This is a genomic window from Micromonospora sp. IBHARD004 (assembly GCF_052814115.1).
In genome coordinates this window covers 1,127,897-1,152,580 of sequence record NZ_CP199934.1, presented here as the reverse complement: position 1 = coordinate 1,152,580, position 24,684 = coordinate 1,127,897, and the positions used below count along the sequence as shown (strand labels likewise).

Sequence of the window (24,684 nt, the reverse complement as noted above, 5' to 3'; positions counted from 1 at the left end):
TTCCCGTCGAGCCGTCCGCGGCAGCCGAGGTCAGCGCAGCGGGTCGTGGGTGCCGCGCGGCACGCCCGGCCGGCAAGGACGTACCCGGTCGGCGGCGATTCGCCCACCCACCGCAGTGCATCAGTGGCACGAGCCAGCACGTCGCCCGGCATCAAGGTGTTGACGGGCGAGCCGCCCGCCGGCGGAGAGCGATCCGGCCGGTGTGCTCCCGCAACTTCCGCGCCGTCCGACCCAGCTCGAACGCGATCCGGGCGGCCTCGTACGCCTCTGCGGCACCCGGCTCCGCCATCCGGCGCTCGCACAGGTCGTCCCACTCGGCGTGCTCATCCATCCTTCGGCCCCCTCGACGATGGCGTGCCGCTCTGCCAGCCATCGCTCAAGAGCCCAACGACGGGCAACGCAAGGGGTCCTGGTGCTGTTCGTCACGTCTCGGCAACACTTCCGCCACCGGTCGGTCAGAGCGCCCGACCGCGCCGGGCTCAGGATGTCGGGTCGGGGATCACCCGGGCGCCTAGCGTCGGTGGTGGAAACAGGAAGGAGCACCGGGTGCTGGAGCGGCTCAACCAGGCCATGGAGCACATCGAGCGGCACCTCGACCAGCCGGTCGACGTGGTCGAGCTGGCGCGGATCGCGGTCACGTCGGAGTACCACTTCCGGCGGCTGTTCTCCGCCCTGGCCGGCATCCCGCTGTCGGAGTACGTCCGGCGCCGGCGGCTCACCGTCGCCGGCGCGGAGGTGCTGGCCGGCGAGGAGTCGCTGCTCGACATCGCGGTCCGCTGGGGGTACGGCTCGAACGAGGCGTTCGCCCGGGCGTTCCGCGCCGTGCACGGCATCGGTCCGAGCGAAGCCCGGCGTACGGGGGCGGCGCTTCGCGCCCAGCCCCGGATGTCCTTCCGACTCGTCGTCGAAGGGAGCACCAGCATGCGATACCGGATCGTGGAGAAGGACGGCTTCCGCCTGGCCGGGCGGAAGGCCCGTGTTCCCCTGGTCCACGAGGGGATGAACCCGGCGATCGTCGCGTTCATCCGGAGCATTGGCCAGGAGACCGTACGCCGGATGGAGGCGCTGTCGGACCAGGAGCCGCGGGGCATCGTCAACGTCAGCGACGACCTCGCCGGCAGCCGGGAGGAGGGCACGGAACTGGACTACTGGCACGGAGTGGTGACCGGCGCCGACGTGCCGGAGGATCTGGCGAGCCTGCCGGTGGCGGCGGGCGCCTGGGCGGTCTTCGAGGTCTCCGGTGAGTTCCCGCAGGCGGTGCAGTACCTGTGGCGGGACGTGTTCACCCAGTGGTTCCCGTCGAACCCGTACGAAAGCCGGCCCGGCCCGGAGATCTCGAAGGTCCGGGTGTCGGCGGACGGGAAGCAGGCCGACGCCGAGCTGTGGATCCCGGTGCGGCGGGCCTGAGGGACCTCAGCCCTCGGCGGCCCAGACCCGCCGGAGGGCGTCGAGTGCCGCTTCCCGGTCCGCGCCGAGCAGCCGGGCCTGCCGCAGGTAGGCGGTCGCGTGCCGGTCGAGGGCGCGGCGGCGTTCGTCGGCCGGCGGCGTGGCGACCCGGTCCGCCACCCGGGTGCCGCCGCCGCGTCGCGACCGGACCAGGCCGGCGATCTCCAGCTCCCGGTACGTGCGGGCGACGGTGCCGACGGCCAGGCCCAGGTCGCCGGCGAGCTGCCGCAGCGGCGGCAGCCGCTCCCCGGGGTGGAGCACTCCGGAGTGGATCAGGTCCACGAGTTGCCGCCGCAGTTGCTCGTACGGGGGCATGGGGTCGTCCGTGTCGACCCGCAGGGTCGGTGGCGCGCTCACGCGGAAACCGGGTCGGTCCGAGAGGCACGGGCGCCGGGGTTCAGGATGGCGGCGGCGCTCCACCCCAGCACCGCGAGCCAGATCGGGATGAGCAGGATCAGCAGCCAGGCGGCGACGGTCCACCACAGGGGCCGGCACGGGCTGGCCAGCAGCCCGGCGGCGGTGACCAGGCAGACGCCGAGCAGTGGGATGGTGACCAGGACGCCGCAGGCGCCGGTGACGGCGATGGCGGAGCGGCGCCGCTCGGCGTCGTCGGGCACCATTTCACCCGCGTCGGCCTGCGGGCGGGGGCGCCCGACGACCCGGTACAGCGCCAGCGCGGCGATCAGCACGCCGACGCCGACCACCAGGGCGAGCGGGAGACTGTAGAACGAGCCGGCCCACGGGCCGTGGGAGCCGGTGATCTCGCCGCAGTCGTACGCCAGGGAGCGGCCGGCGCGGCCGAGGTCGTCGGCGGATCCGGCGGCGGTGGTGGCGACCAGCAGGGCGGCCAGCGCGGCACCGGCGGCGGCCACCGCCGCAGCGGGGCGGCGCGGCAGGTAGTGACGGATTTGTCGGGTCTCCAGCCCGGCGCGGCGGGTGGTGCCGGCGGGGCGGACGGCGAGGCTCTCCCCCGCCACCACGCCGGCCAGCGCACAGAGGCCGAACAGCGGCGCGGCGAGCAGCACGCCACGCCCGAGCGGGTCGTAGCCGGCGGCGACGGCGGCGACCGCTACGCCGAGGGTCAGGCCGGTCCAGCGCCAGCGCCGGGTGGTCCGCCGGATGTGGTCGGTCGCCGGGTCGGGCGGCGCCGACGGACCGGTCAGCGCGGCGGCGAGCAGCACCACCACCACGAGCCCGAGGATCACCGTGACGACCATGACCACTCCTCTTGTCTCAAGCATCTGACACAAGTGAGCATGATCGGTCGCCCCGGTTGTGTCAATGAGCTGATACAAGCACCGTGGGTCAGCCTGTCAGTCTTCCCTGCTCCGCCTCGGCGGCAACCGCGGCCTGCGACAGGCAGGCCGGCACGTCGCCCGCGTGGTACGGGTGCTCGCTCGGCTCGATACCGGCGAGGAACATCGCGTACACCGCCGCCAGCCGCAGCGGAGCTACCGGACGCAGCAGGGCGACCGCCCGCTCCGGGTCGCAGCCGGGCACGTCGGCCCGCCACCGGGCCGCCCACGCGGCCAGCAGCGGCGCGGCCGTCGCCGGGTCGAGGGTTTCGGTGAGCCGCAGAATGTCGAAGGCGGGGTGGCCGACGAACGCGTCACCCCAGTCGATGATCACCCGGCGCTCGCCGTCGCCGCGCACGTTGCCGGGATGCAGGTCGCCGTGGACGAGGGTGTCGGGCAGCCCGCAGCGGCGTACCTCGTCGAGGCGGTCGTCGAGGCCGGCGAGCAGGCCGTCCACGGTGGAGACGTCGTGCGGGGCGAGGGCCGCGCGGATCCACCGGGCCAGGGCCGGCCCTCGCCGGTCCGGTACGCCGGCCGCGACCAGCGCCGCCACATCGTCGGCGGCGCGGACCTGGATGGCATGGTGGTCGGCGGCGACGGCCGCCCGCTCGTCGACGTCGGCGGCGTAGCGGTCCTCGCCCGGCACGTGGTCGAGCAGCACCCGGCCGGCCCCGTCGTCGGCGAGCAGGGGCGGAGTGGCGCCGGGCGCGGTGTCGGCGAGCCAGCGCAGCACCGTGCCCTCGTGCCGGAAGAAGGCCGGCACCTGCTTGAGCCAGGCGCTGCCGTGCTCGCCGTCGAGTCGCCAGATCGCCGAGAGGTTCCAGGTGCGCTGCTGCGCGACGACGGTCGCCGGCCGGCCGAGCCGGTGCAGCTGCGCGGTGGCCCAGGCGAGGCTGCGGGCCGGGCCGCCGGGCTCGGCCCAGGGGGCGCGCAGCGGGTGCGGCGACAGGTCGACCGGCACCGGGTCCAGTGGCCCGGCCGGCCGTTCGGGGACCTGACCCAGGTAGGTGAGGTGGCCGCCGGGCGGCTCCGGCCGGTCCGCCGTCAGCAGCCGCAGCACGGCCACGTCGAGGCCGTACCGGCGGCGGGCCCCGGTGACCACCGAGCCGACCTCCTGCCACCACGGTTCGGGCACGTCGTACGGGGGGAGGGCGCCGAGCGGCGCGCCGGCGTGGTCGACCAGGACGAGGGTCACGGTGCGGGACACGCCGGGACGGTAGCGCCCCGCCCGTCGCGCCGGCGAGTGGTTAACGGGCCGGGCGGGCGACCCCGAGCCGAACCGGGGGTCGCCGGTCCGGGGCCGCTGGGGGGTGAGCCCGGATGTCGCCGCCTCATCCCGCTGCCAGGCTGACGCAATGATCACCACCGATTCCCGCGCGACCGCCCCCGCCTCGTACCCCTGGTTGCGGCCGGCGGCCGTGACCGCATCGCTGCTGCTCTTCGGTTACGGCGTCCTCCGCCTGCTCGACGGCCTGGACGGGTACCGCGACAAGTCCGGGTGGCCCTGGCTGGCCGGGCACACCCTGTTCCTGCTCGGTATCGTCCTGTTCGCCGTGTTCATGGTTGGGCTGCGCGGCCGGCTGCTCGCCGCCTCGCCCCGCCAGCGGGTGCTCACCGACGCGGCGACCGTGGCCGGGCTGGTCGGCGCGGCCGCCTTCGGCTGGGTGATCCTCGGCGATCTGTTCCCGCGCTTCGCCGAGGCGGTGTCGACGCCGGACCTGGTGCTCATCGGTGGCCCGGCGCTGTTCGAGCTGGGTCTGCTGACGCTGCTGGTCCGGGCCGCCGTCGTCCGGCCCCGGCTGCTGCCGTTCTGGGCGCCGGCGCTGGTGCTGGTCGGTTTCGTCGCGATCGGGGTCGACCTGGACCTGCTGCCGGTCGGCGCCGCGCTCGTCTTCGGTGGGCTGCTTCCGGTTCGGCAGCCCGCGCCCTGAGCCCGACGGGATCGTCGGCCCCTGCCCGGGGAACCGGTCAGACGTAGACCGGGTGCCGGGTGCCACCGTGGTCGGCGCAGGGACCTCTCTGGATGCCGGTCCTGCTGATCAGGCCGTCCTCGCACAGGACCAGGTAGCCCTTGCCGTCCCAGAGGGTGTCGACGCAGTCGAACCAGTCGCAGACGTCCGGGGCGGGGTCGTAGATGTAGGAGCCGCCGCAGTAGTTGTAGCCGTACGGGTTCTCCGGGGCGCCGCAGAAGTCGACCGCGGTCGGGCTCGGCGAGCCGGTGCTCGGACCGGTGCCGCCGGGCGTCGGCCGGTTCGAGGGCGTGACCCGCGACCCGCCCGGGGTCGGGCCCGGAGCGCCCGACGTGGCCGGTCCGGAGCCGGGTGCGGCCGGTGCGGTACCGGGCGCGGAGCTGCCGGACGCGCCGGTGCCGGTGGGCAGGGGGCCGGTGGTGGGAGCGGTGGACGTGACCGGCGCGCCGACGGAGGCGGACGCCGAGGGTCCGGCCGGGTCGGCCTCGCCCGCACCGGGCCCGCCGTCGACCTGCATCCCGACCATCGGCCGGTCCGCCGTGGACCGGCGGACCACGCCCGAGACTGCCGCCACGGCCACCAGCACCGCGACGGCGGCGACCAGCGCCGGGCGGGCGAGCCGGGCGACCACCGGGGCTTCGGCCGGCGTGGCCGCGGACGGCTCCGCGGGCCGGTTGCGCCACTGCGCCACCACCGCCTCGTCGAGCCGGTCCAGCAGCGCGTCCCGCGCCCCCGTTGCCTCGGCGTACGCCAGGGTGAGCCGCAGCCGAAAGCCGGACGCGGCGGCCCGGGGCACCCGCACTCCCCCGATCCCGCCGCCGGCGTGCGGGTGCAGCAGGGTGAACGGCTCCCGGGGATCGTGCGCCACCCGGGCAACTTCCGGGTACGCCCACTCCCGGGTCCCGCCGCGGCCGACGAGGATCAGCCGCCGGTCGGTCACCACCGCCATCCCGGCGTCGACCACGGCCACGCCCTTCGGCAGCCGTGGCTTCCGGTCGGTGTCCTCGACGGGCACGACGGTCAGCTCGGGCGCGGGCAGACCGGCGGTGTGCCGGGCGGTCACCTCGATCAGCTCCGCCGCGGGCTGCACGGCGGCCACGACCTCGCCCTCCGCCAGCGGCACGGGCAGCCCGACGGGTGGCTCCGCCGGTTCCTCGGCCTCCTCGGCCTGGGCGCAGCACTGCCGGAGCTCGTCGTGGCGTCGTCGCCACGCCGCCACGGCGGCCTCGTACGCCGTGCGCCGCCGCTCGTTCTCCCGCCTGGCCCACCGGGTTCGCCAGCCCGACGCTGTGCCGTCCGTCGCCGCCACCGTGTCGCCTCTCATCGCGAAGGGTTTCCGCGTCCATCCGGTACAACCGTCCGGGCCGCCGCAGGACACGCCGTCGGCGTGGACCGGTTCGGTGGATTCATGGCGGTCGAACGGCGGATGGCGGACGGGCGTGTGGCGGCGCGGCGCCCGATCCCCGCCGGGTACGGGTCGATACGGTCGCGACATGGAGCAACGCATCAGCCTGGTCACCCTCGGCGTGACCGACCTGGCCCGGGCCCGGGCCTTCTACGAGCGGCTCGGCTGGCGGGGCCAGGAGGTCGAGCAGACCGTCTTCTTCCAGGCCGGCGGGCTGGCCGTGGTGCTGTGGGGGCGGGACAAGCTGGCCGACGACGCCGGCCTGACCGACCGGGGCGCTGACGGGTTCGGTGGGCTGGGCCTGGCGCAGAACGTGCGGAGCCGCGCGGAGGTCGACGCGGTCCTGCGCGAGGCGGCGGAGGCCGGGGCGACGGTGACCCGACCGGCCCGGGAGACCTTTTACGGCGGGTACGCCGGCTGCTTCACCGACCCGGACGGTCACCTGTGGGAGATCGCCTGGAACCCCGGCTTCCCGCTCGCCGAGGACGGCACGCTCACCGTCCCCGACTTCGGCGGCTGAGGTCAGGTCCAGAGGGTGCGGCGGACACCCTCGTGGCCGGCGCAGGCCGTCGGCTGGCCGCCGGTGAGGCTGAGCATCCCGTCGCGGCACTGCACCAGGTAGCCGCGGCCGGACCAGAAGCCCGGGACGCACTCGAAGAAGTCGCAGATCCGCTCGGCCGGCTTCCGGATCCGGTAGCCGCCGCAGTAGTCGTACCCGAAGGGGTTCGCCGGGGCGCCGCAGCGGCGTTCGCCGGCGAGCTGCGGCGCGGCGGTACGGGACTGCGAGGGGGTCGGCCCGGCACTGGTCTTCTTCCGGGGTTTGGGCGCGCTCGTGGTCTCGACCTGCACCACGGGGGCGACCGGTCGGGACGTGGGCGTCGCGGTCGCCGCCGGGGTGGCGGCGGAGGCGACGTCCGAGCCGGGCCGCACCGGCGGGTCGGACTCGAAGAGCATCGCCGGCACGACCAGGGCGAGGGCCGCCGCCACCGCGACGGTACGCCGGCCGCCCGGCACCCGCGCGGCGAACCGGGCCTGCGCCGGGGTGACGATGCCCGGCCGGAACGGCTGGGTCTGCGCGTGTTCGGCGATCAGCTCGTCGAGCTCGGCGACCACGGTGGCGCGCTGCTCGATCGCGTCGGCGAAGGCCAGGGTCAGCTTGAACCGGAAGTCGGCGACCGCGCCGGTCGGCAGCAGCAGCCCGGAGGTGCGCCGCCGGTCGAGCACCTGGATCAGCGTCACCGGGGCCGCCGGGTCGTGGGCCAGGCCGGTCATCCGTCCGTACGCCCAGTCGCGCCGGCCGCGCCCGCCGAGCAGCACCAGCCGGCGGTTGGTGACGACGGCGAGCCCGGCGTCGGTGACCTTGAGGCCCTCCGGGCGGCGCGGGCGCACCGCCGGCGGGTCCGGGTCGACGGTCAGCTCGGGGGCCGGCAGCACGGCGGTGTGCCGCACCTCGACCAGTTGCGCGGCGGGCAGCGTCCAGAAGACGACCTCGCCGGGGGCCAGCTCCATCGGCAGGCCGACGCCGGCCTCCACCGATCCCTGGAAGGAGCCGGCGAGGGCACGCAGCCGGCGCAGCTCGTCGTCCCGCCGCCGCCACGCCTCGTCGGCGTCGCGGAAGGCCCGCTGCCGCCGTTCGTTCTGCCGGTGCACCCACCGGTACCGCCATGTGGAACCCGTCGAATCAGTCTTCGCCACGCCGACTCCTCCGCCGCGCGAGTCCACCAATCGGGGTGTCATTCACATCAACTGCGAGGGAAGGCCGATAAGACACGCGAAAGTCATTAATGTGACCGATCGGTGGATTGACCCGCACGATAGGCGGAATCCGCTGCGTCGATTCCTGGGCCGGACCGGCTGCGCGTGGTCGGGCCGCTTCACCGTGCGAGGGGGTGGCGGCGTCGGTAACGTCAGCCGCGAGCCGGGGTGCGCCGTGGCCCTCGGGGCGAGGAGGTGAACCGATGGGCGACACGACCTCCACCGTCGTGGTCGGCGTGGACATCGGCACCACCAGCACCAAGGTCGTGGCGTACGACACCGAGGGGCGGCAGCTCGCCATGCACTCGGTCGGCTACCCGCTCGACGAACCGCACCCGGGCTACGCCGAGCAGGACCCCGCGCTGATCTTCGACGCGGTGGTCGAGTCGGTCCGGTCCGTGGTCGCCGACCTGCCCGAACCGATCGCCGGGCTGTCGTTCAGCACCGCCATGCACAGCCTGATCGGGCTGGCCGCCGACGGCACCCCGCTCACCCCGTCGATCACCTGGGCGGACTCCCGGGCCAGCGCCCAGGCCGAGCGGCTGCGCGCCGCGCCGTCCGGGCTGGCCCTGCACCGCCGCACCGGCACGCCCGTGCACCCGATGGCGCCGCTGCCCAAGCTCGTCTGGTACGCCGAGCAGGAGCCGAAGCTCTTCGAGCGGGTCGCGTACTGGGTCGGCATCAAGGACTACGTGCTGCTGCGGCTCGCCGAGGCGCTGGTCATCGACCACTCGGTCGCCTCCGCCACCGGCCTGATGGACATCCACAAGTTGGCCTGGGACGCGCAGGCGCTGCGCATCGCCGGGATCACCGAGGAGCAGTTGCCGCAGCTGGTCCCCACCACCACCGTGCTGCCCGGCCTCACCGCCGAGGCGGCCGCGGCGACCGGCCTGCCCGCGACCACCCCCGTCGTCGTCGGCGCCGGGGACGGCCCGCTGGCCAACCTCGGCCTCGGCGCGGTCAAGCCCGGCGTGGTGGCCTGCTCGATCGGCACCTCCGGGGCGATGCGGGTGGCCGTCGAGCGGCCCGCCGTCGACCCGCTCGGCGGCGTCTTCTGCTACGCGCTCACCGAGCGCCGCTGGGTGGTCGGCGGGGCGATCAACAACGGCGGCATCGTGCTGCAGTGGGCCGGCGAGGCGCTCGCCCCGGAGCTGGGCGAGCACGCCGAGGAGGAGCTGCTCGACCTGGCCGCCCAGGCGCCGGTCGGCGCCGGCGGACTGATCATGCTGCCGTACCTGCTCAGCGAGCGGGCGCCGCACTGGAGCGCGCTGCCCCGCGGCGCGTACGTCGGGCTGACCCACGGCCACCGGCGCGAGCACCTGGTCCGGGCCGCGCTGGAGGGGGTCTGCCAGCAGCTCGCCCTGGTCCTGGGCTCGGTGCGGGCGGCCGGCAACGAGGTCCGGGAGATCCGGGCCAGCGGCGGCTTCGCCCGCAGCCCGCTGTGGCGGCAGATCCTCGCCGACGCGCTCGGCATGCCGGTGCGCTTCCCCGCCGGGCACGAGGGCTCCAGCTTCGGCGCCGCGCTGCTCGGCATGCAGGCCCTCGGCCTGATCGACTCGATCGAGGTCGCCGCCGACCTGGTGGAGATCGACGAGACGGTACGCCCCGACCCGGCCTCGGCGGCCACCTACGCGGCCCTGCTACCGCTCTTCTCCGAGCTGTACGACGCGCTCGTTCCGACGTTCGCGTCGCTGCGACGGCTGGCGCCGAGCCTGCCGCCGGAGCCACCACCCACCGCTCCTGTGTGATCGCCCGTCCCAGTCCGGCACGGACGACTACCGAAGGTCGTGATAACCGTGGTCACATTGCTCGCCGCACCGGCGGAACCGCTCACCGACGCCGGGAACACCCAACTGATCCTCGCGGCCCTGCTGGGCATCGCCGCGGTGGTGCTGCTCATCGCCTGGGGCAAGGTGCACCCGTTCCTGTCGCTCATCCTGGGCGCGGCCGTGCTCGGCGTGGTCGCCGGCGTGACACCGGACAAGATCGTCACCTCGTTCAGCGGCGGGGTCGGCTCCACCGTCGGCGGGGTCGGCCTGCTGATCGCCCTCGGCGCGATGATCGGCGGGCTGCTCGCCGAGTCCGGGGGCGCGGACAGCCTCGTCGAACGCGTGGTCAGCCGGGTCTCGGGCACCGCCCTGCCATGGGCGATGGCCGGGGTCGCCGCGCTGATCGGCCTGCCGCTCTTCTTCGAGGTCGGCGTGGTGCTGCTGGTGCCGATCGTGCTGCTGGTGTCCCGGCGGACCGACGTACCGCTGATGAAGATCGGCATCCCGGCGCTGGCCGGCCTCTCGGTGCTGCACGGCCTGGTGCCGCCGCACCCGGGCCCGCTGGTCGCGATCGACGCCCTCGGCGCCAACCTCGGCCAGACCCTCGCGCTGGGCCTCCTGGTGGCCATTCCGACGGTGATCATCGCCGGTCCGGTCTTCGGCAACTTCATCGCCCGTTACGTGCCCGCCACCGCGCCGGAGGCGCTGCTGCCCACCCGACGACCGCTGACCCCGGCCGGCCGGCGGGGGCCCGCGGCCACCGGCCGCGGCCCGGTCGACGCCGACGGGGACCTGGTCGCCGAGGACGACCTCATCAACCCCGGCACCGGCCACCCCGGCGAGCTCATCGACGAGGCCGCCACCGAGCGGGTACGCGCGCGCCGGGCACCCGCCCTGTGGGCCGCGGTCGTCACGGTCCTGCTGCCGGTGGCGCTGATGCTCCTGCGCGCGATCGGCGAGCTGACCCTCGACAAGGGCACCGGGGGGCGCAAGGCGCTGGACATCGTCGGCACCCCGATCGTCGCCCTGCTGGCCGGGGTCATCTTCGCGATGATCTTCCTCGGCTACCGGACCGGTTTCAGCCGCTCCCAGGTCTCGGGCTTCCTCGGCGGGTCGCTGCCGCCGATCGCCGGCATCCTGCTGATCGTCGCCGCCGGCGGCGGCTTCAAGCAGGTGCTGGTCGACGCGGGCGTGGGCAACCTGGTCGCCGACGCGGCGAAGGACGCCAACCTCTCCCCGCTGCTGCTGGGCTGGCTGGTCGCGGTCGGCATCCGGGTCGCCACCGGCTCGGCCACCGTCGCCACCATCACCGCCGCCGGCATCGTCGCGCCGTTGGCCGCCACCCTCCAGGGACCGGAGGTGGCGCTGCTGGCGCTGGCCATCGGCTGTGGATCGCTGTTCTTCTCGCACGTCAACGACGCCGGATTCTGGCTGGTCAAGGAGTACTTCGGGCTGACCGTCGGGCAGACCATCAAGAGCTGGTCGGTGATGGAGACGATCATCTCGGTGGTCGGGTTCGTCGGCGTCCTGCTGCTCGACCTGATCCTGTAGGGGCGGAGCCGCGCGAACGCTGTCGACGCTCCGGCCGCGTCGCGGACCTGTCCATGAGTGCCTACGAAGCTGATGTCGCAAATGAATCATTGGGCTGTGCCACCACCGTGTCCCCTGAGCCGCCGGGCCGGGCCCCGGCGACTCAGGGCGCCTCGACGCCGGAGATGCGGTACCGGTGCACCTCGGCGCCGAGGATCGCCACCGTCTGCTCCTCGGAGGGGCCGGACCCGCGGAAGTCGAGCAACTGCTCGTCGGTCTCCCACCGCTCGTAGACGTTGATCCGGCCCGGCTCGACCAGGTCCGCGCTGACCGCGAAGTCGATGCAGCCCGGAGCGGAGCGCGCCTGCCGGACGGTCTCTGCGCAGGAGGCCAGATAGGCGTCCCGGCCGTCCGGGTCGACATAGAGACTGCCGGCAACGATGAGCACTGTGGACCTCCCGGGCTGAGCGGACACCTCAGCGCCCATGGTCGCAGCTCGGCAGCGTCAGGCCCGGCTGATCGCGTTGGCGTGGATGGCCTCGCTCAGGTACTCGGCCAGCCCGGGCCGGATCTTCTCGAAGTACGCGGTGAACCGCGGGTCCGCCACGTACATGTCGGCCAGCCCGGTGTGGATCTCGTACGAGCACTCGTAGAACCAGCGGCTGATCAGCTGCCGGTGCTCCTCGGCCAGGTCCATCGCCGCCGGGCTGTCGGCCGGCGCGCCCGAGTCCATCACCGCGGCGACGCGCCGCCCCCACTCCTCGTTCTCGGCCTTGTTGCGCAGCCAGTCCTCCTTCGAGTAGCGGGCGGTGCGCCGGGTCGACTCCCGGTACGCCTCGCTGTCACCCCAGCGCTGCTCGGCCTCCTCGGCATGCGCGTCCGGGTCGAAGTCGCCGAAGACCTCGAACCGCTCCTCCGGCGTCAGTCGGATGTTCACCTTGCTCGCCTCCATCGCGAACTCGATCGCCGTGACCATCTCCTGCAGGCGCTTGATCCGTACGGTCAGCAGCTCGTGCTGCCGGCGCAGGTGCGCCGCCGGATCCACCTCGGGGTCGTCGAGGATCGCGGCGATCTCTTCCAGCGGGAACCCCAGCTCCCGGTAGTAGCGGACGAGCTGCAACCGCTCCAGGTCCGCCTCGTCGTAGCGGCGGTAGCCGGCCGAGGTGCGCCCGCTCGGCGAGAGCAGGCCGATCTCGTCGTAGTGGTGCAGCGTCCGCACCGTCACCCCGGCCAGCTTCGCCACCTGACCCACCGTGTACGCCATGGTCCCCTCCCTTCCGCGACCAAGGCTCCCGCCTCCCGTTGCGTGAGGGTCAAGTCCGATTCTGCGGCCCGGCCGCCCGAGGTGTCCGGGGAACACGACCGCCCCCGGTCTCCCGTGGGGGTGCGGGAGACCGGGGGCGGTCGGGTCGGTGCTGGTCGGGTCAGGTGGTGACGCGCTCCCGGGCCTGCTCCGGCGCGGCGAAGGTCTCGCTGGCCGGGGTCCGGAAGGCGTGCACCAGGCCGGCGAGCGACAGCAGCAGGAGCAGCGCCGCGCCGAGGTACATGGCCAGGGCGCCCTGGCCGGCCTTGCGGCCGAACTCGCTGAAGCCGTACGAGGTGAGCAGCAGGCCGCGCAGCGTCTCGCCCTTGAAGACCGTCTCCCGCTGGGCGGTGACGTCGGCGAGCTGCTTCTGCAGGTCGGCCAGGTTCGCGGCCTTGGTCTGCTCGGCCTGGGCCACCTGCTCCTTCAGCGCGGTCTGCGGGGCGCCCAGGTCGGCGTACGTCTTGCCACCGCCGATCGACGTGAGGTGCAGGCCGATGAACTCGTTCGCGTAGCACTCGGCCTGCTTGCCGGTGGTCAGCGGCTGGCCGGCGTACTCGCGCAGGCAGTCGGACTTCTTCTCCTCGTCGGTGAGGGTGTCGGCCGGCTTGAAACTGATGTGCTGGGCGCTGAGCTGGTCGTGCACGTAGGTGTTGGCGAAGTTGGCGTTCGTCGTCAGGACGATGCCCACGACGAGCAGCAGGACCGCAAGGCCCAGCCCGCCGATGCTGAACAGCAGATCCAACGTCCGTCGCTTCATGGGGGGCTCCTGAAAGGATGGTGGCGCTTCTCGGTGACCGTTCCATCGTGGCGGTCGGCGGGGTGCCCGGAGCAGGGCCGAACCCCCTGTCCCGCCCGGGACCTTCGACCTGCTCTCGGTGGGCCGGGTTGCCGGGATCAGCGGGCGACGTCGACCGGGGTCAGCGTGGTCAGCAGCTCGGGCAGGGCGGCCGGGCGGCCGTACCGCCAGCCCTGGCCGTGCACGCAGCCGATCGCGGTGACCGCCGCGTGCTGCGCGTCGGTCTCCACCCCTTCGGCCACCACGGCCAGGTCGAACGCGGCGGCGAGCCGGTTGACCATGTCCACCGTGGCGTACGCCCGGGGGTCCTCGGTGCCGAGCCGGGCCACGAAGGACCGGTCGACCTTCAGCTCGGTGGCCGGAATGCGGTGCAGGTAGCTCAGCGAGGAGTAGCCGGTGCCGAAGTCGTCGATGGCGATCCGGATGCCCAGCTCGCGGAGCTGGCGCAGCCGGTCCAGCACCGCGTCGCTCCCCTCGATCAGCGCCGACTCGGTGAGCTCCAGGGTGAGCGCGCGCGGCGGCAGGCCGGCGCCGGCGGTGGCGGCGGTGACCGTCGCGATCAGGTCGGGCCGGCGCAGGTGCGCGGCGGCGATGTTCACCGCGACGGTCACCTGGGGCGCGCGTTCCCGCCAGGCCGCCGCGGCCCGGCACGCCTCGTGGATCACCCAGCGGTCGACCGGCAGGATCAGCCCGGTCTCCTCGGCCAGCGGCAGGAAGCTGGCCGGGGCCAGCAGCCCGAGCCGGGGGTGCCGCCAGCGGATCAGCGCCTCGACGCTGCGTACCGCGCCGGTGGCCAGGTCGACGATGGGCTGGTACTCCAGGTGGAGCTGCCCCTCGTCGACGGCGCGGCGCAGGTCGGCGATCAGCTCCGCGCGGGTCACCGCCGACTCGCGCAGCGCCGGGGTGCACGTCCGGTACGCGGACTTGCCGGCCGCCTTGGCCGCGTACATGGCGATGTCGGCGTCGCGGAGCAGGTCGGTGTGGGAGGTGTGCTGCGGCCCGTACTCGGCGATGCCGATGCTCGCCGACGGGTTGAGGCCGAGGTCCTCCTCGCCGGGCAGCGGCTCCAGGGCGGTGAGCAGCCGCTCGGCGAGCCGCTCCGGCGGCACCGGCCAGTCGCCGTGGACCAGCACCGCGAACTCGTCGCCGCCGAGCCGGGCGATCATCCCGTCGGCGCCGGTGGCGTCCCGCATCCGCTCGGCGATGCTGGTCAGCAGCCGGTCACCGGTGGCGTGCCCGAAGCGGTCGTTGACCTGCTTGAACCCGTCCAGGTCGAGCAGCAGCACGGCGACCGGCACGTCGTCGCGCAGGGCGCGGCGCAGCCGCCGGTTGAAGGTCAGCCGGTTGGGCAGGCCGGTGAGCTGGTCGGAGTAGGCGAGCCGGCGCAGCCGGGCCACCAGCCGCAGGTTCTCGTTGGCGGCCAGCCCCTGGCGCAGCGCCAGCACGCCGAGCAGCGCCATCATGCCGAGGAAGATCAGATGCGGGGTCTGCCCGGTGGGCCGGCGGGCGAGCCCCACCGCGACGATCGCCCCGCCCACCGGCAGGTACGGCAGCGCTACCCGCCACCAGGGCGGCAGCGGCGATTCGGCGGTCTCCTCGCCGCCGCCGCCGCCGGTGGGCGGCGGGCACGCGGTGGCGGCGCCGATCAGCAGGTAGCTCAGCGGCCAGCACAGGTCGATCGGGTGGCCGGGCGTGTAGCTGCCGTGCGCGACGAGCGAGACGTAGGCCGTGTCGGCGGCGGCCCGGATGGCCAGGCTCGCCCCGATCACGGTCAACGGCCGCCACATCGGCCGGGACGGCCCGGCGACCGCGACCAGGATGGTCAGCTGCATCAGGTCGAACATCGGGTAGAGCAGGCCGAAGGTGCGCAGCGGGTCGGCGAGGTCGGCGGCGGCGACGTCGCGGAACACCACCACCCAGCCGATCGGGATCAGGGCCAGCCCGACGATCACCCCGTCGAGCAGGGTGCGGGCCTGCCCGATCAGGCTGCGCGGGGCGGCCAGCGAGCAGAGCAGCGCGGCGGTGCCCGTGACGATGCCGGCGGTGAAGATGCCACCGATCAGCGGGTTGTGCGGCAGTTGATGCCCGTCGAGCCGCTGCACCGCCCACAGCACCCGGCCGAGCGCGGCGAGCGCCATGGTGACCGCGAGCAGCGTCCAGAACCGGCGCAGCGCCACCGGCTGCCGGCGGGCCACGCCGACGCAGGCGACCGCCGCCCAGGCCGCCACCGCCACCGCTCCCAGGTCGCTGGCGAGTGCCGCGCCGGGCAGCCCGGCCAGCAGCCAGCAGGCTTCCCCGAGTACGACGACCGCGGCCGCGACGAGACCGACGCGGCCGGACAGGGTGGGACGGGCCACGACGGCGCGGCTCACGTCCTGCGGCAGCACAACTATTCGCTCCGGCTCTCTCTCAGACGTGCACCCTCGACGATGAGGACCGGTCACGGGCGGCGAACGGCGCAAGCGTAGTCACCCGCCCGCTGCCGCCGCCAGAGCCGACCGGCGCCCGTCACCCGCCCGATCAGGACGGTGACGCGCTGTCGCCCTGCCGGTAGAGGGCGACCAGCACGCCGTACCGGGGCGCGTCCGGTCCGGCCTCCTCGGCTGCCTGGACGAGGTCGTCCAGGGTGGCCCGGAGCCGGTCCGCCTGGGCGGGGGTGAGCCGGAGGTGGCGCAGGTGCAGCAGCGGGTCGGCGTCGGCGGCCAGCTCCTCGGCGACCGCGCCGAGCAGCGCGCCGGTGGCGCCGGGGTCGCCGGCCTCGCCGACCAGCCGGCGGAAGCTGCGCTGGTGGTACTGCTCGGTGCCGCCACGCACCTGCCGGGAGTGGGCGACCCGCACCATGCCGGTCTCGGTGAGCACCTTGAGGTGGTGGGCGACGGTGCCCTTGGCCGCGCCCAGGCCGGTGGCGAGCTGGCTGATGGTGGCGGGCCGCCTGCCCAGCGCGAAGAGCAGCCGGTGCCGGAACGGGTGCGCCAGCGCCTTGAAGTGGGCCGGGGTGCTGACGGTCAGCACCTCGTCGGGCGTCTCCTCGGTCACCACCAAAGCGTCCACTTCTCTTGACGCTTTGTCAATCGGGCTGCTCTACTGCGAGCACCACACAGTGGAACCACGGACGGGGGCAGCCGATGCGACAGGACGAGATCACCGAGGTCGTCGAGCGGGCCGTGAAGCTGGTCGCCGAGCGTTACGTCCTTGCCGACGTCGCCGAACGGATCGCCGCACACCTCGGCGACCGGCTCCGCGCCGGCCGGTACGCCGACGCCGCCGACCCGGCGGCGCTGGCCGCGCTGGTCACCCAGGACCTCCAGTCGGTCAACGGCGACCTGCACCTGCGGCTGCGGCACCACGCGACGCCGCTGGTCGAGCAGGACGACGACCCGATCGAGGCGAGGCTGGCCCCGCTGGTCAGGACCACCATGGGTGGGGTGGCCCGGGTGGAACGCCTGGCCGGGAACATCGGCCTGCTGGAGATCCGCCCGTACCTCTTCTCGCCGCAGCTCGCCGGCGACGCGGTGACCGCGGCGCTGCGGCTGCTCGTCGGCACCGACGCGCTCCTGCTCGACCTGCGCGGCAACCGGGGCGGTAGCCCCGACATGGTGGCCCTGGTCTGCGGCTGGTTCTTCGCCGAGCCGGCGCACCTGCACACCATGCACGACCGGAGCGGCAACACCCGCCAGTTCTGGAGTGCGGCGTACGTGGCCGGGCCACGCTACGACGCCGACAAGCCGGTGTACGTGCTGACCAGCGCGGAGACCTTCTCCGGCGGGGAGGAGCTGGCGTACGACCTCCAGCAGCTCGGCCGGGCCACGGTGGTGGGTGAGCGCACCCGCGGCGGCGCGCACCCGTGCGACGGCTTCCCGGCGCACCCGCACCTGGAGCTGACCGTGCCGGTGGCCCGGCCGGTCAACCCGGTCACCGGCACCAACTGGGAGGGCTGCGGCGTGGCGCCGGACGTCGAGGTCGCGGCCGCCGAGGCGCGCGACCTGGCGTACCGGAGGGCGTTGGCGGCCCTGCTGGACAGCGACCCGGAGCGGCCGACGGCGGACGAGGTGCGCGCTGCGCTGGCCGGCCTCTCCTGACCGGCCGCAGGAAGATGCCTGGGTGCGGCTACCGGGGGTGACGGGCCAGGACGTGACCACCGCTCATCGGGCCAATATGGCACGGTCCACGGTGGATGGCCGGGACGCCGGCCCCGACCTCAGGCCCACTCCTCCGCCGGTTCGCCGCCGTCGCCTCCCGGGGCGGGGACCGCGGAACCACCCTCGACGTGGGCCGCCGGCTCGTCCGTCGGCGGCGCGGCGGCGGGCGGCCCACCATGCGTCCAGGGCGTCTCCTCCGGCGCCGGGAAGTTCCCCGCCGGCAGGAAGGCGTCCGACAGGGTGGTGAAACAGAGCCGCTCCCCCACCTCCGGCACGGCGCCCGGCGGCGCGGTCAAACCCCGGCCCATCCCGCCGGAGAGCTCCAGCACCACCTCGGTCTTGCCGTCCGCGCCCGGGGTCACGAAGACCACCCGGGCCTTCTGCGCCGGGCGGGCCGGCGACCACAGCGCCGCACCGACCGGCACCAGCACCGGCTCGGTGGTGACCAGCTGGATCCGGGGCCGCAGCACCGGCCGCTTCCCGGTGTCGTCCACCCGCTTCGGGTCGGCCAGGGTCACCTCGCCGACGAACGCCTCCCCGGTCAGCCGATGCTCGGCCATCACCAGCGGGTCGTCGTAGGCGCGCTGCACGGCGTACGAGGTCAGCGCCCGCTCCAGCCGGTGCAGGCGCACGGCCGCGGCCACCGCGCCGTCGCGGCGCGGCTGCGGGCCACCCCCGGCGTCGACGTGCTCGGCGTACCCGGTGAAGGCGTCCTTGTCGCCGTCCCACCGGCCGGCCACCCGGGCCCCCGGCGGCAGGGCGCGCAGCAGCCCCACGCCGCGCCACATCAGCTCCCAGGTGGGCGCGAGCTGGTCGCGCAGCAGGCGCTCCAGCTCCGCGTACGCCGCCGCGCGGGCGACCGGGTCCGCCTCGGCGTCGGCGTACGCGGCGATCGCCGGGGCCAGCCGCCGGTTGTCGAAGTCCGGGTCGGTGGCGGGGCCGGCCGGTGGGCAGACCGTCGGGTCCTCGGCCCGGGCGGCCGCCGCCGCGCCGGTCAGCCCGGCCGCCGGGTCGATCCAGCCGAGCAGCGCCGGCAGGTGCAGGTCCTCCACCGCGCTCTGCCCGGTCGCCCAGTGCAGGGTCAGCGCCTCGGTCATCGCCAGCAGCGCCGCCGAGCCGGGGTGCTCGGCCCGCTCGGCGAAGAAGGTCAGCCAGCGGCCGAGCAGCGGCACCGACGGGTGCACCGGGTAGTCACCGTCCGGCCGGCGGAACCGGGTGGAGCGGCCGAGCAGCCGCAGGAAGGTGACCCCGGCCGGGTTCGGCACCAGCAGCTGCGGCGCGTCGACGTACCGGTGGCGGACGTCCCGGCCCCGGTCGGTGGGCACCGCCTCGGTGACGCTCCGGAAGGAGTCCAGGTACGGCAGCACGACACCGGCCAGCTCGGCGGCGAACGCGAACCGCTGCTGGCGGTTGCGGGGCTGCGGCACGATCAGCAGCCGCGCCTCGTCCGGGGCCGCGCCGACCAGGGCCGCCAGGGGGGCGTTCGCCTCGCCCGCCATGGCCAGCGGGATCAGCACCAGCGGGCGCTCCGACAGGTGCAGGTGCCGGACGGTGGCCACCGGCTGGGCCAACCCGGCGGCGAGGGCCTGCGCCTTCGCCAGCGCGCGCAGCGTACTCATGCGGGGTCTCCGGTGAGGGCGTCGGCGCGCAGGCGGGCGGCGGCGCGCAGCAGCGCGGCGGCCTCCCCCTGCTCGGGGTCGGGGGCCCGCTCGCCGGCCGCCAGCGCCAGCACCTCGGCGACCTCGACGATCCCGCCCAGCGCCTCGCGGACCGGACGGCCCAGCGCCGAGGTGTGCCCGCGCGCCTCGTGCCGGCAGAAGTACGCCAGCTCGCAGGCGGCCAGGCAGTCCGGCGCGTAGCGGGCCTCCACCCGGGACAGCGCGGCGACCAGCGTGCCGGGGTCGGCGGTCAGGTCGGCGGTGAACTCCGCCGGCACGTCGGCGAGCAGGGCGTCGATCCGGGCCATCCGGTCGAGCTGACGGCGCAGCGCCAGCAGTTGCTTGCGGACGTCGAGCAGGCTGGCCACCGGCTGGTTGGCGAAGTCGCGGGGGCAGACCAGCACCACCTCGTGCGACACCAGCTCCGGGTCGTACCCCTCGGCGGCGAGCAGCTCGCGCAGCGCCAGCACGTAGACGGCGGACTGGACGGCGGCGGCGGAGACCTTCGCCGGGTCGGCCTGCCCGTCGATCACCGGGAAGGACTTGACCTCCACGACGTGGAACCGGCCGGCGAGCCGGGCCGCGACCAGGTCCGGTTCCAGGTGCACCCGCTGGCCGGCGACCTCCAGACCGAGCAGCGGATGGTCGAAGAGCGCCGCCCCCTCGCCCGGGTCGGTCAGCGCCGCCCGGGACCGCTCGTGCCGGTCCGGCAGGTCGTCGGCGCCGCCGAGGTCCGTCCAGCTCGCCTCCGCCGGCACGGGTACGCCCAGCCGCTCGGCGACCAGCCGCAGCAGCTCCGCCCCGCCGTCGGCCTTGACCTGCGCCTCGAACGCGTTGCCCCGGGTGATGGCGAAGCGGGACTGGCCGTACCGGGCCGGGAAACCGATCCGCTCGGCCAGCTTCGGCTTGTCCACCCCCGCGCTGTCCAGCACCGCCCGCCGGGTGCAGCCCGGGTTGCCGGTCAGCGCGGCGATGGTCCGGGCGTTGTGCCGGCGGGGCGGCACCCCGCCGCGGATCTCGGCCAGTCGCCGTGCGCTGCTCGTCATGATCCGCCAGGATAGGCGCTCTCCGCCGGTACGGCCGGGAGCGCGCCGCGGCGGACCAGCACGGCGGTGGCCACCGCGGCCGCGAGGGCCAGCCCCGCCAGCGACCAGAGCACCGTACGCAGGCCGCCGGTGAAGCCCGGGTCGGCGAGCCGGCCGGCGGTGGTGCTGGCCAGGACCGCCCCCACCACGGCGATGGCGATGGTCTCGCTGGTCAACCGGGCCGTGTTGATCATCCCGGCGCCGGTCGCCGCGCGGCCCGGCGCGACGCTGCCGATCGCGATCGCGTCGAGCAGCCCGATGGAGAGCCCGACCCCGACGCCGATGGTCAGCAGCGGACCGGCCAGCGTCGCGGTGTCCGCGTCCGGCCGGAGCACGGTGGCCCAGGCCGCGCCGGCGGCGACCACCACCACCGAGACGACGGTGACCGCGGTGGCCGGGACCAGCCGGGTCAGCGCCCCGCTGAGCAGCGGCAGCACCAGGGTGGGCGCGGTCAGCAGGATCAGCGTCGCGCCCGCCGCGCCGGGGCTGAGCCCGACCACCGTGGTCAGGTAGGACGGCAGGTAGACCAGCAGCGGCACCAGCACCGCGACGATGGTGGCCGCCGCCAGGCAGATGCCGAGGAAGCGGGGGCTCGATAGCAGGGCCAGGTCGAACATCGGGTCGGCGCGGCGGCGTTCCACCCGGACGAAGACCACCAGCAGCGCCGCCGCGGCGGCGAACGCGCCGACGATGACCGGGGCCGCCCAGCCGTACGCGGGACCCTGCACGAAACCGAAGATGAGCAGCAGCAGCGCGGCGGTGAACGAGACGGTGCCCGCCCAGTCGACCCGTCCCGGGTGCGGCTGGCGGGACTCCGGCAGCAGCGGCACCAGGGCGAGGACGGCGCAGGCGGCCAGCGCCGGGGCGGCGAAGACCGCCCGCCAGCCGAAGCCCTCGATGAGCAGCCCCGCGATCGACGGGCCGAAGGCGAGGCCGACGCCGATCGCCGTACCGAAGAGGCCGAACGCGCGGGCCTGGGCACGGCCCTGGAACGCCCCGGCGAGCAGCGCGGAGGCGCTGGTCGCCGCGGCGGCCGCGCCGACGCCGGCGAGGGCGCGGGCGACGTCGAGCAGCAGGATGCTGTCGGCGGCCGCGGCGAGCAGCCCGCCGGCGGCGAAGACCGCGACGCCGAGGGCGTAGACCCGGCGGCGGCCGAACAGGTCGGCGAGCGCGCCGGTGGCGAGCATGAAGCTGGCGAACGTGGCGTTGTAGCCGTTCACCACCCACTGGACGCCGGCCAGGCCGGCGTGCAGGTCGCGGCCGATGTCGGGCAGCGCGACGGACGCGCCGGTCAGCGAGACCGGGAGCGCGACGGTGGACAGCAGGACGGCCACCAGCACGACGGCCGGGTGATTGCGCACGATTCTCCCCGTTCGGACGGCGGCCCCAGCGTAGATCGCGCAGGTCGGGACGGGGTCCGTGCGGGGTGGAAGATCACAGGCCGGTCAACGGCCGGCGGAGCGGTTCCAGGGCGAGCGCGGTGACTCGGCGCCGGCCGAGGGCCGGCTGCGGCGGCGGTGCCGGCGGCCGGGCGTGCACGGCGGCCGGGAGACGGTGTGCACCGGGGCGGTCGCCGGGACGACCGGCTGCCGGCCGATCAGCCAGCACAGGAAGCGGGCCATGGTCAGCCGACCGGGAGGCGCTGCGCCTCGGCCCTGGCGATGTCGTACTCAGCGCCGCAGAAGGTGCACTGCTGGGTGTACCGGGTCCGCACCGGAATCAGCGGGACGAAGAAGAGGGTGAACCTGGTGGACCGGCGGGTGATCACCTGCGCGGCCTGGTTGCCGCAGTTGCGGCAGACCCGGGTGACGACACCGGACCGGTCGACCTTGGTACGGAGCCCGAAGATGAAGAACATCGCCCGGCAGTACCCAGCCGGGCCCGGAAAATCACCACCGAAAAAATTCTGGTAAGCAGGTGTCCGGATCCGCGGGGGCCGTTCGTCAGGCTGCTGCAACCACGACACCGAGGAGCGAACCGATGAAGTACCTGATGTTCGTCTGCACCGACACCGAGCCGGACACCGACCCGACCGCCGCCCCGGACATCGACGAGTGGGTGGCCGAGCGGGACGGCCGGGGCCAGCGGCTCATGGGCAGCGCGCTGGGGCCCGCGTCAGCGGCCACCACCGTGCGGGTACGCGACGGCGAGCTGCTCCTCTCCGACGGCCCGTTCGCCGAGACCAAGGAGGTGATCGTGGGCTTCGACCTGCTCGAGTGCGCCGACCTGGACGAGGCGATCGAGGTGGCCCGCACCCACCCGATGGCGTACAGCGGCCGGCTGGAACTGCGGCCCCTCGTGGACCTGGACTGACACCGGTGACCGACGCGGCAGACGCGGTCGCCGGCGCGGGCGCCGAGGCGTACCCGCGGATCGTGGCGACGCTGATCCGCGTCACCGGTGACTGGACGCTCGCCGAGGACTGCGCCCAGGAGGCGCTGGCCACGGCGCTGGAGCGCTGGCCCCGCGACGGCGTACCGGCGAATCCGGGCGGCTGGCTGATGACGGCCGCCCGGAACCGGGCCGTGGACGTGCTGCGCCGGGCCACGGTGGAGCGCCGCAAGCTGCGGGACCTGGCGCTGCTCACCGACCCGGAGCCGGCGCCACCGGAGGGGGACGTGGTGGACGACCGGTTGCGGCTCATCTTCACCTGCTGCCACCCGGCGCTGGCCCTGGAGGCGCGGGTCGCGCTGACGCTGCGCACGGTGGCCGGGGTGCCGACCGCCGACATCGCCCGCGCGTTCCTGGTCACCGAGTCCACCATGACCCGGCGGCTCACCCGGGCCAAGACGAAGATCGCCACGGCCGGCATCCCGTACCGGGTGCCGACCGGGTCCGCGCTGGTCGAGCGACTGCCGGGCGTCCTGGCCGTGCTCTACCTGCTCTTCACCCGTGGATACGACCCCGACGGCGAGCCGGCGTTCGCGGACGAGGCGATCCGCCTGGCTCGGCTGCTCGACGAGTTGATGCCGAACGAGCCGGAGGTCGCCGCTCTCCTCGCGCTCTTCCTCTTCCAGAACTCCCGGCGCGCGGCCCGCCGGGTCGCCGACGGCAACCTGCTCACCCTCGACGAGCAGGACCGCTCCCGCTGGGACCACGCCGCGATCGCCGAGGGCCTCGCGGTGCTCGCCCGGGCCGGTCATGGCCCGTACGCGCTCCAGGCCCGGATCGCCGCCTGCCACGCCACCGCGCCGACCGCCGCCGACACCGACTGGCCAGCCATCGCCCGCTGGTACGACGAACTGGCCCTGATCCGCCCCACGCCGGTGATCCGGCTCAACCGCGCGGTGGCCCACGGGTACGCGTACGGTCCGGCGGTCGGGCTGGCCCTGGTCGCCGAGGCCCGCTCCGGCGGGGCGCTCGACGGCTACCCGCCGGCACTGGCCGCGGAGGCCGAGCTGACCGCCCGCCACGGCGACCCGGTCCGCGCCGCCGCCCTGTTCCGGGCCGCCGCCGATGCGGTGGGCTCTGCGGCGGAGCGACGGGCGTTGCTCAGGCGCGCCGCGGGTCTGGCGGGTTGAGCGTCCGCAGACATGGCACCCCGGCCCCGGAAGGCATCCACTCATCACCGGATGAGCGGATGCCTTCTGGAGGGAGCGCACCCCGGTCAGTCGTCGTCGCCGTGGTCGTCGTCGCGGTCGTCGCTGATCTGGCCCCTGATCTCGCCCATCGGGTACTTCGAGGTGTGCACGTTGGCGTACGTGACGCCGGCCTCGATCGCGTCGACGAGCTCGTCGAACTCTCCGGGCTGGATGCCCTGGTCGGCCGGGCCGATGACATCACCGGGCTTGATGGTTCCCTCGATCGTGGCGGGAGACTTGGGGCAGGGCTGAACGCCCTTTGGCGCGCCGCCCTTCGCGTCCTTCAGGTTCGAGCAGAGGAAGACGGCGATCCCGCCGCTCTGGTGTCTCCCCCCGAAGTGGATGTGCGCCTGCTGGACGTCTCCCTCGAGGTCCTCGTAACTCAGTTCAAACTCGATCTCCTTCTCCCGTTCGTCGATGTGCGCCACGAACCGACCCGAGCCGGGCGTCGAGATCGTGAGCGGGTCCTCCTCGAAGCCGCTGAGCTTCGCCCGCACGGTCCCCCGCTCCCGCTCGTTGCCTCCGTCCCGCGAGTCGGTGTTGCCTGCGTCCCGCCAGTCGAAGGAGTCGTGCGAGTCGCGGGAGTCGTGCGAGTCGCGGGGGTCGCCTCCTCCGTCGCCCATCGCCGCGCTTCCCACGGCGGTGCTCGCCACCGCCGCGCTGACCGCCATCGCTACTGCCCACAGTCGGGTACGTCCCACCATTACTGCTGCTCCTTCCTAGGCGAAGCCTGGGCCCAACCTCGTTGACGGCGGTTTGCCATCATTTGGGGGACACAGGCAGGAAGGCGCCGTTCAGCCGAGAACGAGAGTCCTGATGAGCTGCGGCACTCGGGCTGAACAGGCGCCCCTATAGTGAAATTTTCCCACATTTGCCCGATGTCGCGGTCGTCTTCCCAGATCCGACCACGAGAGATCTTCGGAACCCGTTGACCGGCGGCCCACGTCCT

The 24,684-nt window shown here is 74.5% G+C and carries 24 protein-coding genes; 8 read left to right on the top strand and 16 right to left on the bottom strand.

The window, feature by feature from the left end:
• Positions 1-151: 151 nt before the first annotated feature.
• Positions 152-331, bottom strand: a complete 180-nt coding sequence (locus tag ACTWO6_RS05700; RefSeq protein ID WP_446218600.1) for a hypothetical protein — start codon at positions 329-331, stop codon at positions 152-154.
• A gap of 215 nt (positions 332-546) precedes the next feature.
• Between ACTWO6_RS05700 and ACTWO6_RS05695 the strand changes: the two genes are divergently transcribed.
• Entirely contained in the window at positions 547-1,407 is an 861-nt protein-coding gene (locus ACTWO6_RS05695; RefSeq protein WP_446218599.1) for an AraC family transcriptional regulator, read from the top strand.
• A gap of 6 nt (positions 1,408-1,413) precedes the next feature.
• Here the strand turns inward: ACTWO6_RS05695 and ACTWO6_RS05690 are convergent, their stop codons facing one another.
• From ACTWO6_RS05690 to ACTWO6_RS05680, 3 genes are all read right to left on the bottom strand, one after another.
• Entirely contained in the window at positions 1,414-1,803 is a 390-nt protein-coding gene (locus tag ACTWO6_RS05690; protein ID WP_446218597.1) for a GntR family transcriptional regulator, read from the bottom strand.
• Positions 1,800-2,663: a hypothetical protein gene (locus ACTWO6_RS05685; RefSeq protein WP_446218595.1), complete on the bottom strand. Its 864-nt coding sequence runs from the start codon at positions 2,661-2,663 to the stop codon at positions 1,800-1,802. Before ACTWO6_RS05685 ends, ACTWO6_RS05690 begins: the two co-directional genes overlap by 4 nt.
• A gap of 88 nt (positions 2,664-2,751) precedes the next feature.
• Positions 2,752-3,948, bottom strand: coding sequence for a phosphotransferase family protein (locus tag ACTWO6_RS05680; protein WP_446218594.1), 1,197 nt, complete (start codon positions 3,946-3,948; stop codon positions 2,752-2,754).
• Between the two features lie 148 nt (positions 3,949-4,096).
• Between ACTWO6_RS05680 and ACTWO6_RS05675 the strand changes: the two genes are divergently transcribed.
• Positions 4,097-4,672: a hypothetical protein gene (locus ACTWO6_RS05675; RefSeq protein WP_446218593.1), complete on the top strand. Its 576-nt coding sequence runs from the start codon at positions 4,097-4,099 to the stop codon at positions 4,670-4,672.
• A gap of 37 nt (positions 4,673-4,709) precedes the next feature.
• Here the strand turns inward: ACTWO6_RS05675 and ACTWO6_RS05670 are convergent, their stop codons facing one another.
• Entirely contained in the window at positions 4,710-6,035 is a 1,326-nt protein-coding gene (locus tag ACTWO6_RS05670; protein WP_446218592.1) for a hypothetical protein, read from the bottom strand.
• Positions 6,036-6,204: 169 nt separating this feature from the next.
• Between ACTWO6_RS05670 and ACTWO6_RS05665 the strand changes: the two genes are divergently transcribed.
• Entirely contained in the window at positions 6,205-6,636 is a 432-nt protein-coding gene (locus ACTWO6_RS05665) for a VOC family protein (RefSeq protein ID WP_446218591.1), read from the top strand.
• Positions 6,637-6,638: 2 nt separating this feature from the next.
• Here the strand turns inward: ACTWO6_RS05665 and ACTWO6_RS05660 are convergent, their stop codons facing one another.
• Entirely contained in the window at positions 6,639-7,811 is a 1,173-nt protein-coding gene (locus tag ACTWO6_RS05660) for a hypothetical protein (protein WP_446218590.1), read from the bottom strand.
• A gap of 263 nt (positions 7,812-8,074) precedes the next feature.
• Here ACTWO6_RS05660 and ACTWO6_RS05655 point away from each other — a divergent pair, with 263 nt between their 5' ends.
• A complete protein-coding gene (locus ACTWO6_RS05655; RefSeq protein WP_446218589.1) occupies positions 8,075-9,619 on the top strand; it encodes a gluconokinase in 1,545 nt (514 codons plus the stop codon).
• 48 nt (positions 9,620-9,667) lie between these two features.
• Entirely contained in the window at positions 9,668-11,191 is a 1,524-nt protein-coding gene (locus ACTWO6_RS05650) for a GntP family permease (RefSeq protein WP_446218588.1), read from the top strand.
• A gap of 142 nt (positions 11,192-11,333) precedes the next feature.
• Here ACTWO6_RS05650 and ACTWO6_RS05645 read toward each other — a convergent pair whose 3' ends face one another.
• The 5 genes from ACTWO6_RS05645 to ACTWO6_RS05625 all read right to left on the bottom strand — a co-directional run bounded on the left by ACTWO6_RS05645 (position 11,334) and on the right by ACTWO6_RS05625 (position 16,308).
• Positions 11,334-11,657, bottom strand: a complete 324-nt coding sequence (locus tag ACTWO6_RS05645) for a putative quinol monooxygenase (protein WP_446218587.1) — start codon at positions 11,655-11,657, stop codon at positions 11,334-11,336.
• Between the two features lie 18 nt (positions 11,658-11,675).
• The gene (locus tag ACTWO6_RS05640) at positions 11,676-12,434 is read right to left on the bottom strand and encodes a MerR family transcriptional regulator (RefSeq protein WP_446218586.1); all 759 of its coding nucleotides are present in this window, start codon (positions 12,432-12,434) and stop codon (positions 11,676-11,678) included.
• Between the two features lie 160 nt (positions 12,435-12,594).
• Positions 12,595-13,233, bottom strand: a complete 639-nt coding sequence (locus tag ACTWO6_RS05635; RefSeq protein WP_446218585.1) for a hypothetical protein — start codon at positions 13,231-13,233, stop codon at positions 12,595-12,597.
• Between the two features lie 137 nt (positions 13,234-13,370).
• Positions 13,371-15,644, bottom strand: a complete 2,274-nt coding sequence (locus ACTWO6_RS05630) for a putative bifunctional diguanylate cyclase/phosphodiesterase (protein WP_446218584.1) — start codon at positions 15,642-15,644, stop codon at positions 13,371-13,373.
• A 148-nt stretch (positions 15,645-15,792) separates the two neighbouring features.
• Positions 15,793-16,308, bottom strand: coding sequence for an ArsR/SmtB family transcription factor (locus ACTWO6_RS05625; protein WP_446218583.1), 516 nt, complete (start codon positions 16,306-16,308; stop codon positions 15,793-15,795).
• Between the two features lie 89 nt (positions 16,309-16,397).
• On the opposite strand from ACTWO6_RS05625, the gene ACTWO6_RS05620 reads away from it, so the two are divergent.
• Positions 16,398-17,351: a S41 family peptidase gene (locus tag ACTWO6_RS05620; RefSeq protein ID WP_446218582.1), complete on the top strand. Its 954-nt coding sequence runs from the start codon at positions 16,398-16,400 to the stop codon at positions 17,349-17,351.
• A 119-nt stretch (positions 17,352-17,470) separates the two neighbouring features.
• Here the strand turns inward: ACTWO6_RS05620 and ACTWO6_RS05615 are convergent, their stop codons facing one another.
• The 4 genes from ACTWO6_RS05615 to ACTWO6_RS05600 all read right to left on the bottom strand — a co-directional run bounded on the left by ACTWO6_RS05615 (position 17,471) and on the right by ACTWO6_RS05600 (position 22,012).
• Positions 17,471-19,030, bottom strand: coding sequence for a hypothetical protein (locus ACTWO6_RS05615; protein ID WP_446218581.1), 1,560 nt, complete (start codon positions 19,028-19,030; stop codon positions 17,471-17,473).
• Positions 19,027-20,115: a hypothetical protein gene (locus tag ACTWO6_RS05610; RefSeq protein WP_446218580.1), complete on the bottom strand. Its 1,089-nt coding sequence runs from the start codon at positions 20,113-20,115 to the stop codon at positions 19,027-19,029. The genes ACTWO6_RS05615 and ACTWO6_RS05610 overlap by 4 nt, the downstream gene beginning before the upstream one ends.
• A complete protein-coding gene (locus ACTWO6_RS05605) occupies positions 20,112-21,515 on the bottom strand; it encodes an MFS transporter (RefSeq protein ID WP_446218579.1) in 1,404 nt (467 codons plus the stop codon). Before ACTWO6_RS05605 ends, ACTWO6_RS05610 begins: the two co-directional genes overlap by 4 nt.
• A gap of 263 nt (positions 21,516-21,778) precedes the next feature.
• Positions 21,779-22,012, bottom strand: a complete 234-nt coding sequence (locus ACTWO6_RS05600; RefSeq protein ID WP_130340386.1) for a zinc-ribbon domain-containing protein — start codon at positions 22,010-22,012, stop codon at positions 21,779-21,781.
• Positions 22,013-22,134: 122 nt separating this feature from the next.
• Here ACTWO6_RS05600 and ACTWO6_RS05595 point away from each other — a divergent pair, with 122 nt between their 5' ends.
• Positions 22,135-22,467 (top strand): YciI family protein, encoded by a 333-nt coding sequence (locus tag ACTWO6_RS05595; RefSeq protein WP_446218577.1) that lies wholly within the window; start codon positions 22,135-22,137, stop codon positions 22,465-22,467.
• Between the two features lie 5 nt (positions 22,468-22,472).
• Positions 22,473-23,675: an RNA polymerase sigma factor gene (locus ACTWO6_RS05590; protein ID WP_446218576.1), complete on the top strand. Its 1,203-nt coding sequence runs from the start codon at positions 22,473-22,475 to the stop codon at positions 23,673-23,675.
• Between the two features lie 86 nt (positions 23,676-23,761).
• On the opposite strand, the gene ACTWO6_RS05585 is transcribed toward ACTWO6_RS05590, so the two are convergent.
• Positions 23,762-24,406, bottom strand: coding sequence for a CHRD domain-containing protein (locus ACTWO6_RS05585; RefSeq protein ID WP_446218575.1), 645 nt, complete (start codon positions 24,404-24,406; stop codon positions 23,762-23,764).
• Positions 24,407-24,684: the final 278 nt, after the last annotated feature.

What these genes read in the sequence shown, in the direction of transcription:
- ACTWO6_RS05655 (WP_446218589.1), top strand. Translation starts at nt 8,075, where the DNA reads ATGGGCGACACGACCTCCACCGTCGTGGTCGGCGTGGACATCGGCACC.
- ACTWO6_RS05675 (WP_446218593.1), top strand. Translation starts at nt 4,097, where the DNA reads ATGATCACCACCGATTCCCGCGCGACCGCCCCCGCCTCGTACCCCTGG.
- ACTWO6_RS05585 (WP_446218575.1), bottom strand. Translation starts at nt 24,406, where the DNA reads ATGGCGGTCAGCGCGGCGGTGGCGAGCACCGCCGTGGGAAGCGCGGCG.
- ACTWO6_RS05640 (WP_446218586.1), bottom strand. Translation starts at nt 12,434, where the DNA reads ATGGCGTACACGGTGGGTCAGGTGGCGAAGCTGGCCGGGGTGACGGTG.
- ACTWO6_RS05685 (WP_446218595.1), bottom strand. Translation starts at nt 2,663, where the DNA reads ATGGTCGTCACGGTGATCCTCGGGCTCGTGGTGGTGGTGCTGCTCGCC.
- ACTWO6_RS05620 (WP_446218582.1), top strand. Translation starts at nt 16,398, where the DNA reads ATGCGACAGGACGAGATCACCGAGGTCGTCGAGCGGGCCGTGAAGCTG.
- ACTWO6_RS05665 (WP_446218591.1), top strand. Translation starts at nt 6,205, where the DNA reads ATGGAGCAACGCATCAGCCTGGTCACCCTCGGCGTGACCGACCTGGCC.
- ACTWO6_RS05610 (WP_446218580.1), bottom strand. Translation starts at nt 20,115, where the DNA reads ATGACGAGCAGCGCACGGCGACTGGCCGAGATCCGCGGCGGGGTGCCG.
- ACTWO6_RS05645 (WP_446218587.1), bottom strand. Translation starts at nt 11,657, where the DNA reads ATGGGCGCTGAGGTGTCCGCTCAGCCCGGGAGGTCCACAGTGCTCATC.
- ACTWO6_RS05635 (WP_446218585.1), bottom strand. Translation starts at nt 13,233, where the DNA reads ATGAAGCGACGGACGTTGGATCTGCTGTTCAGCATCGGCGGGCTGGGC.
- ACTWO6_RS05595 (WP_446218577.1), top strand. Translation starts at nt 22,135, where the DNA reads ATGAAGTACCTGATGTTCGTCTGCACCGACACCGAGCCGGACACCGAC.
- ACTWO6_RS05600 (WP_130340386.1), bottom strand. Translation starts at nt 22,012, where the DNA reads ATGTTCTTCATCTTCGGGCTCCGTACCAAGGTCGACCGGTCCGGTGTC.
- ACTWO6_RS05700 (WP_446218600.1), bottom strand. Translation starts at nt 331, where the DNA reads ATGGATGAGCACGCCGAGTGGGACGACCTGTGCGAGCGCCGGATGGCG.
- ACTWO6_RS05670 (WP_446218592.1), bottom strand. Translation starts at nt 6,035, where the DNA reads ATGAGAGGCGACACGGTGGCGGCGACGGACGGCACAGCGTCGGGCTGG.
- ACTWO6_RS05615 (WP_446218581.1), bottom strand. Translation starts at nt 19,030, where the DNA reads ATGAGTACGCTGCGCGCGCTGGCGAAGGCGCAGGCCCTCGCCGCCGGG.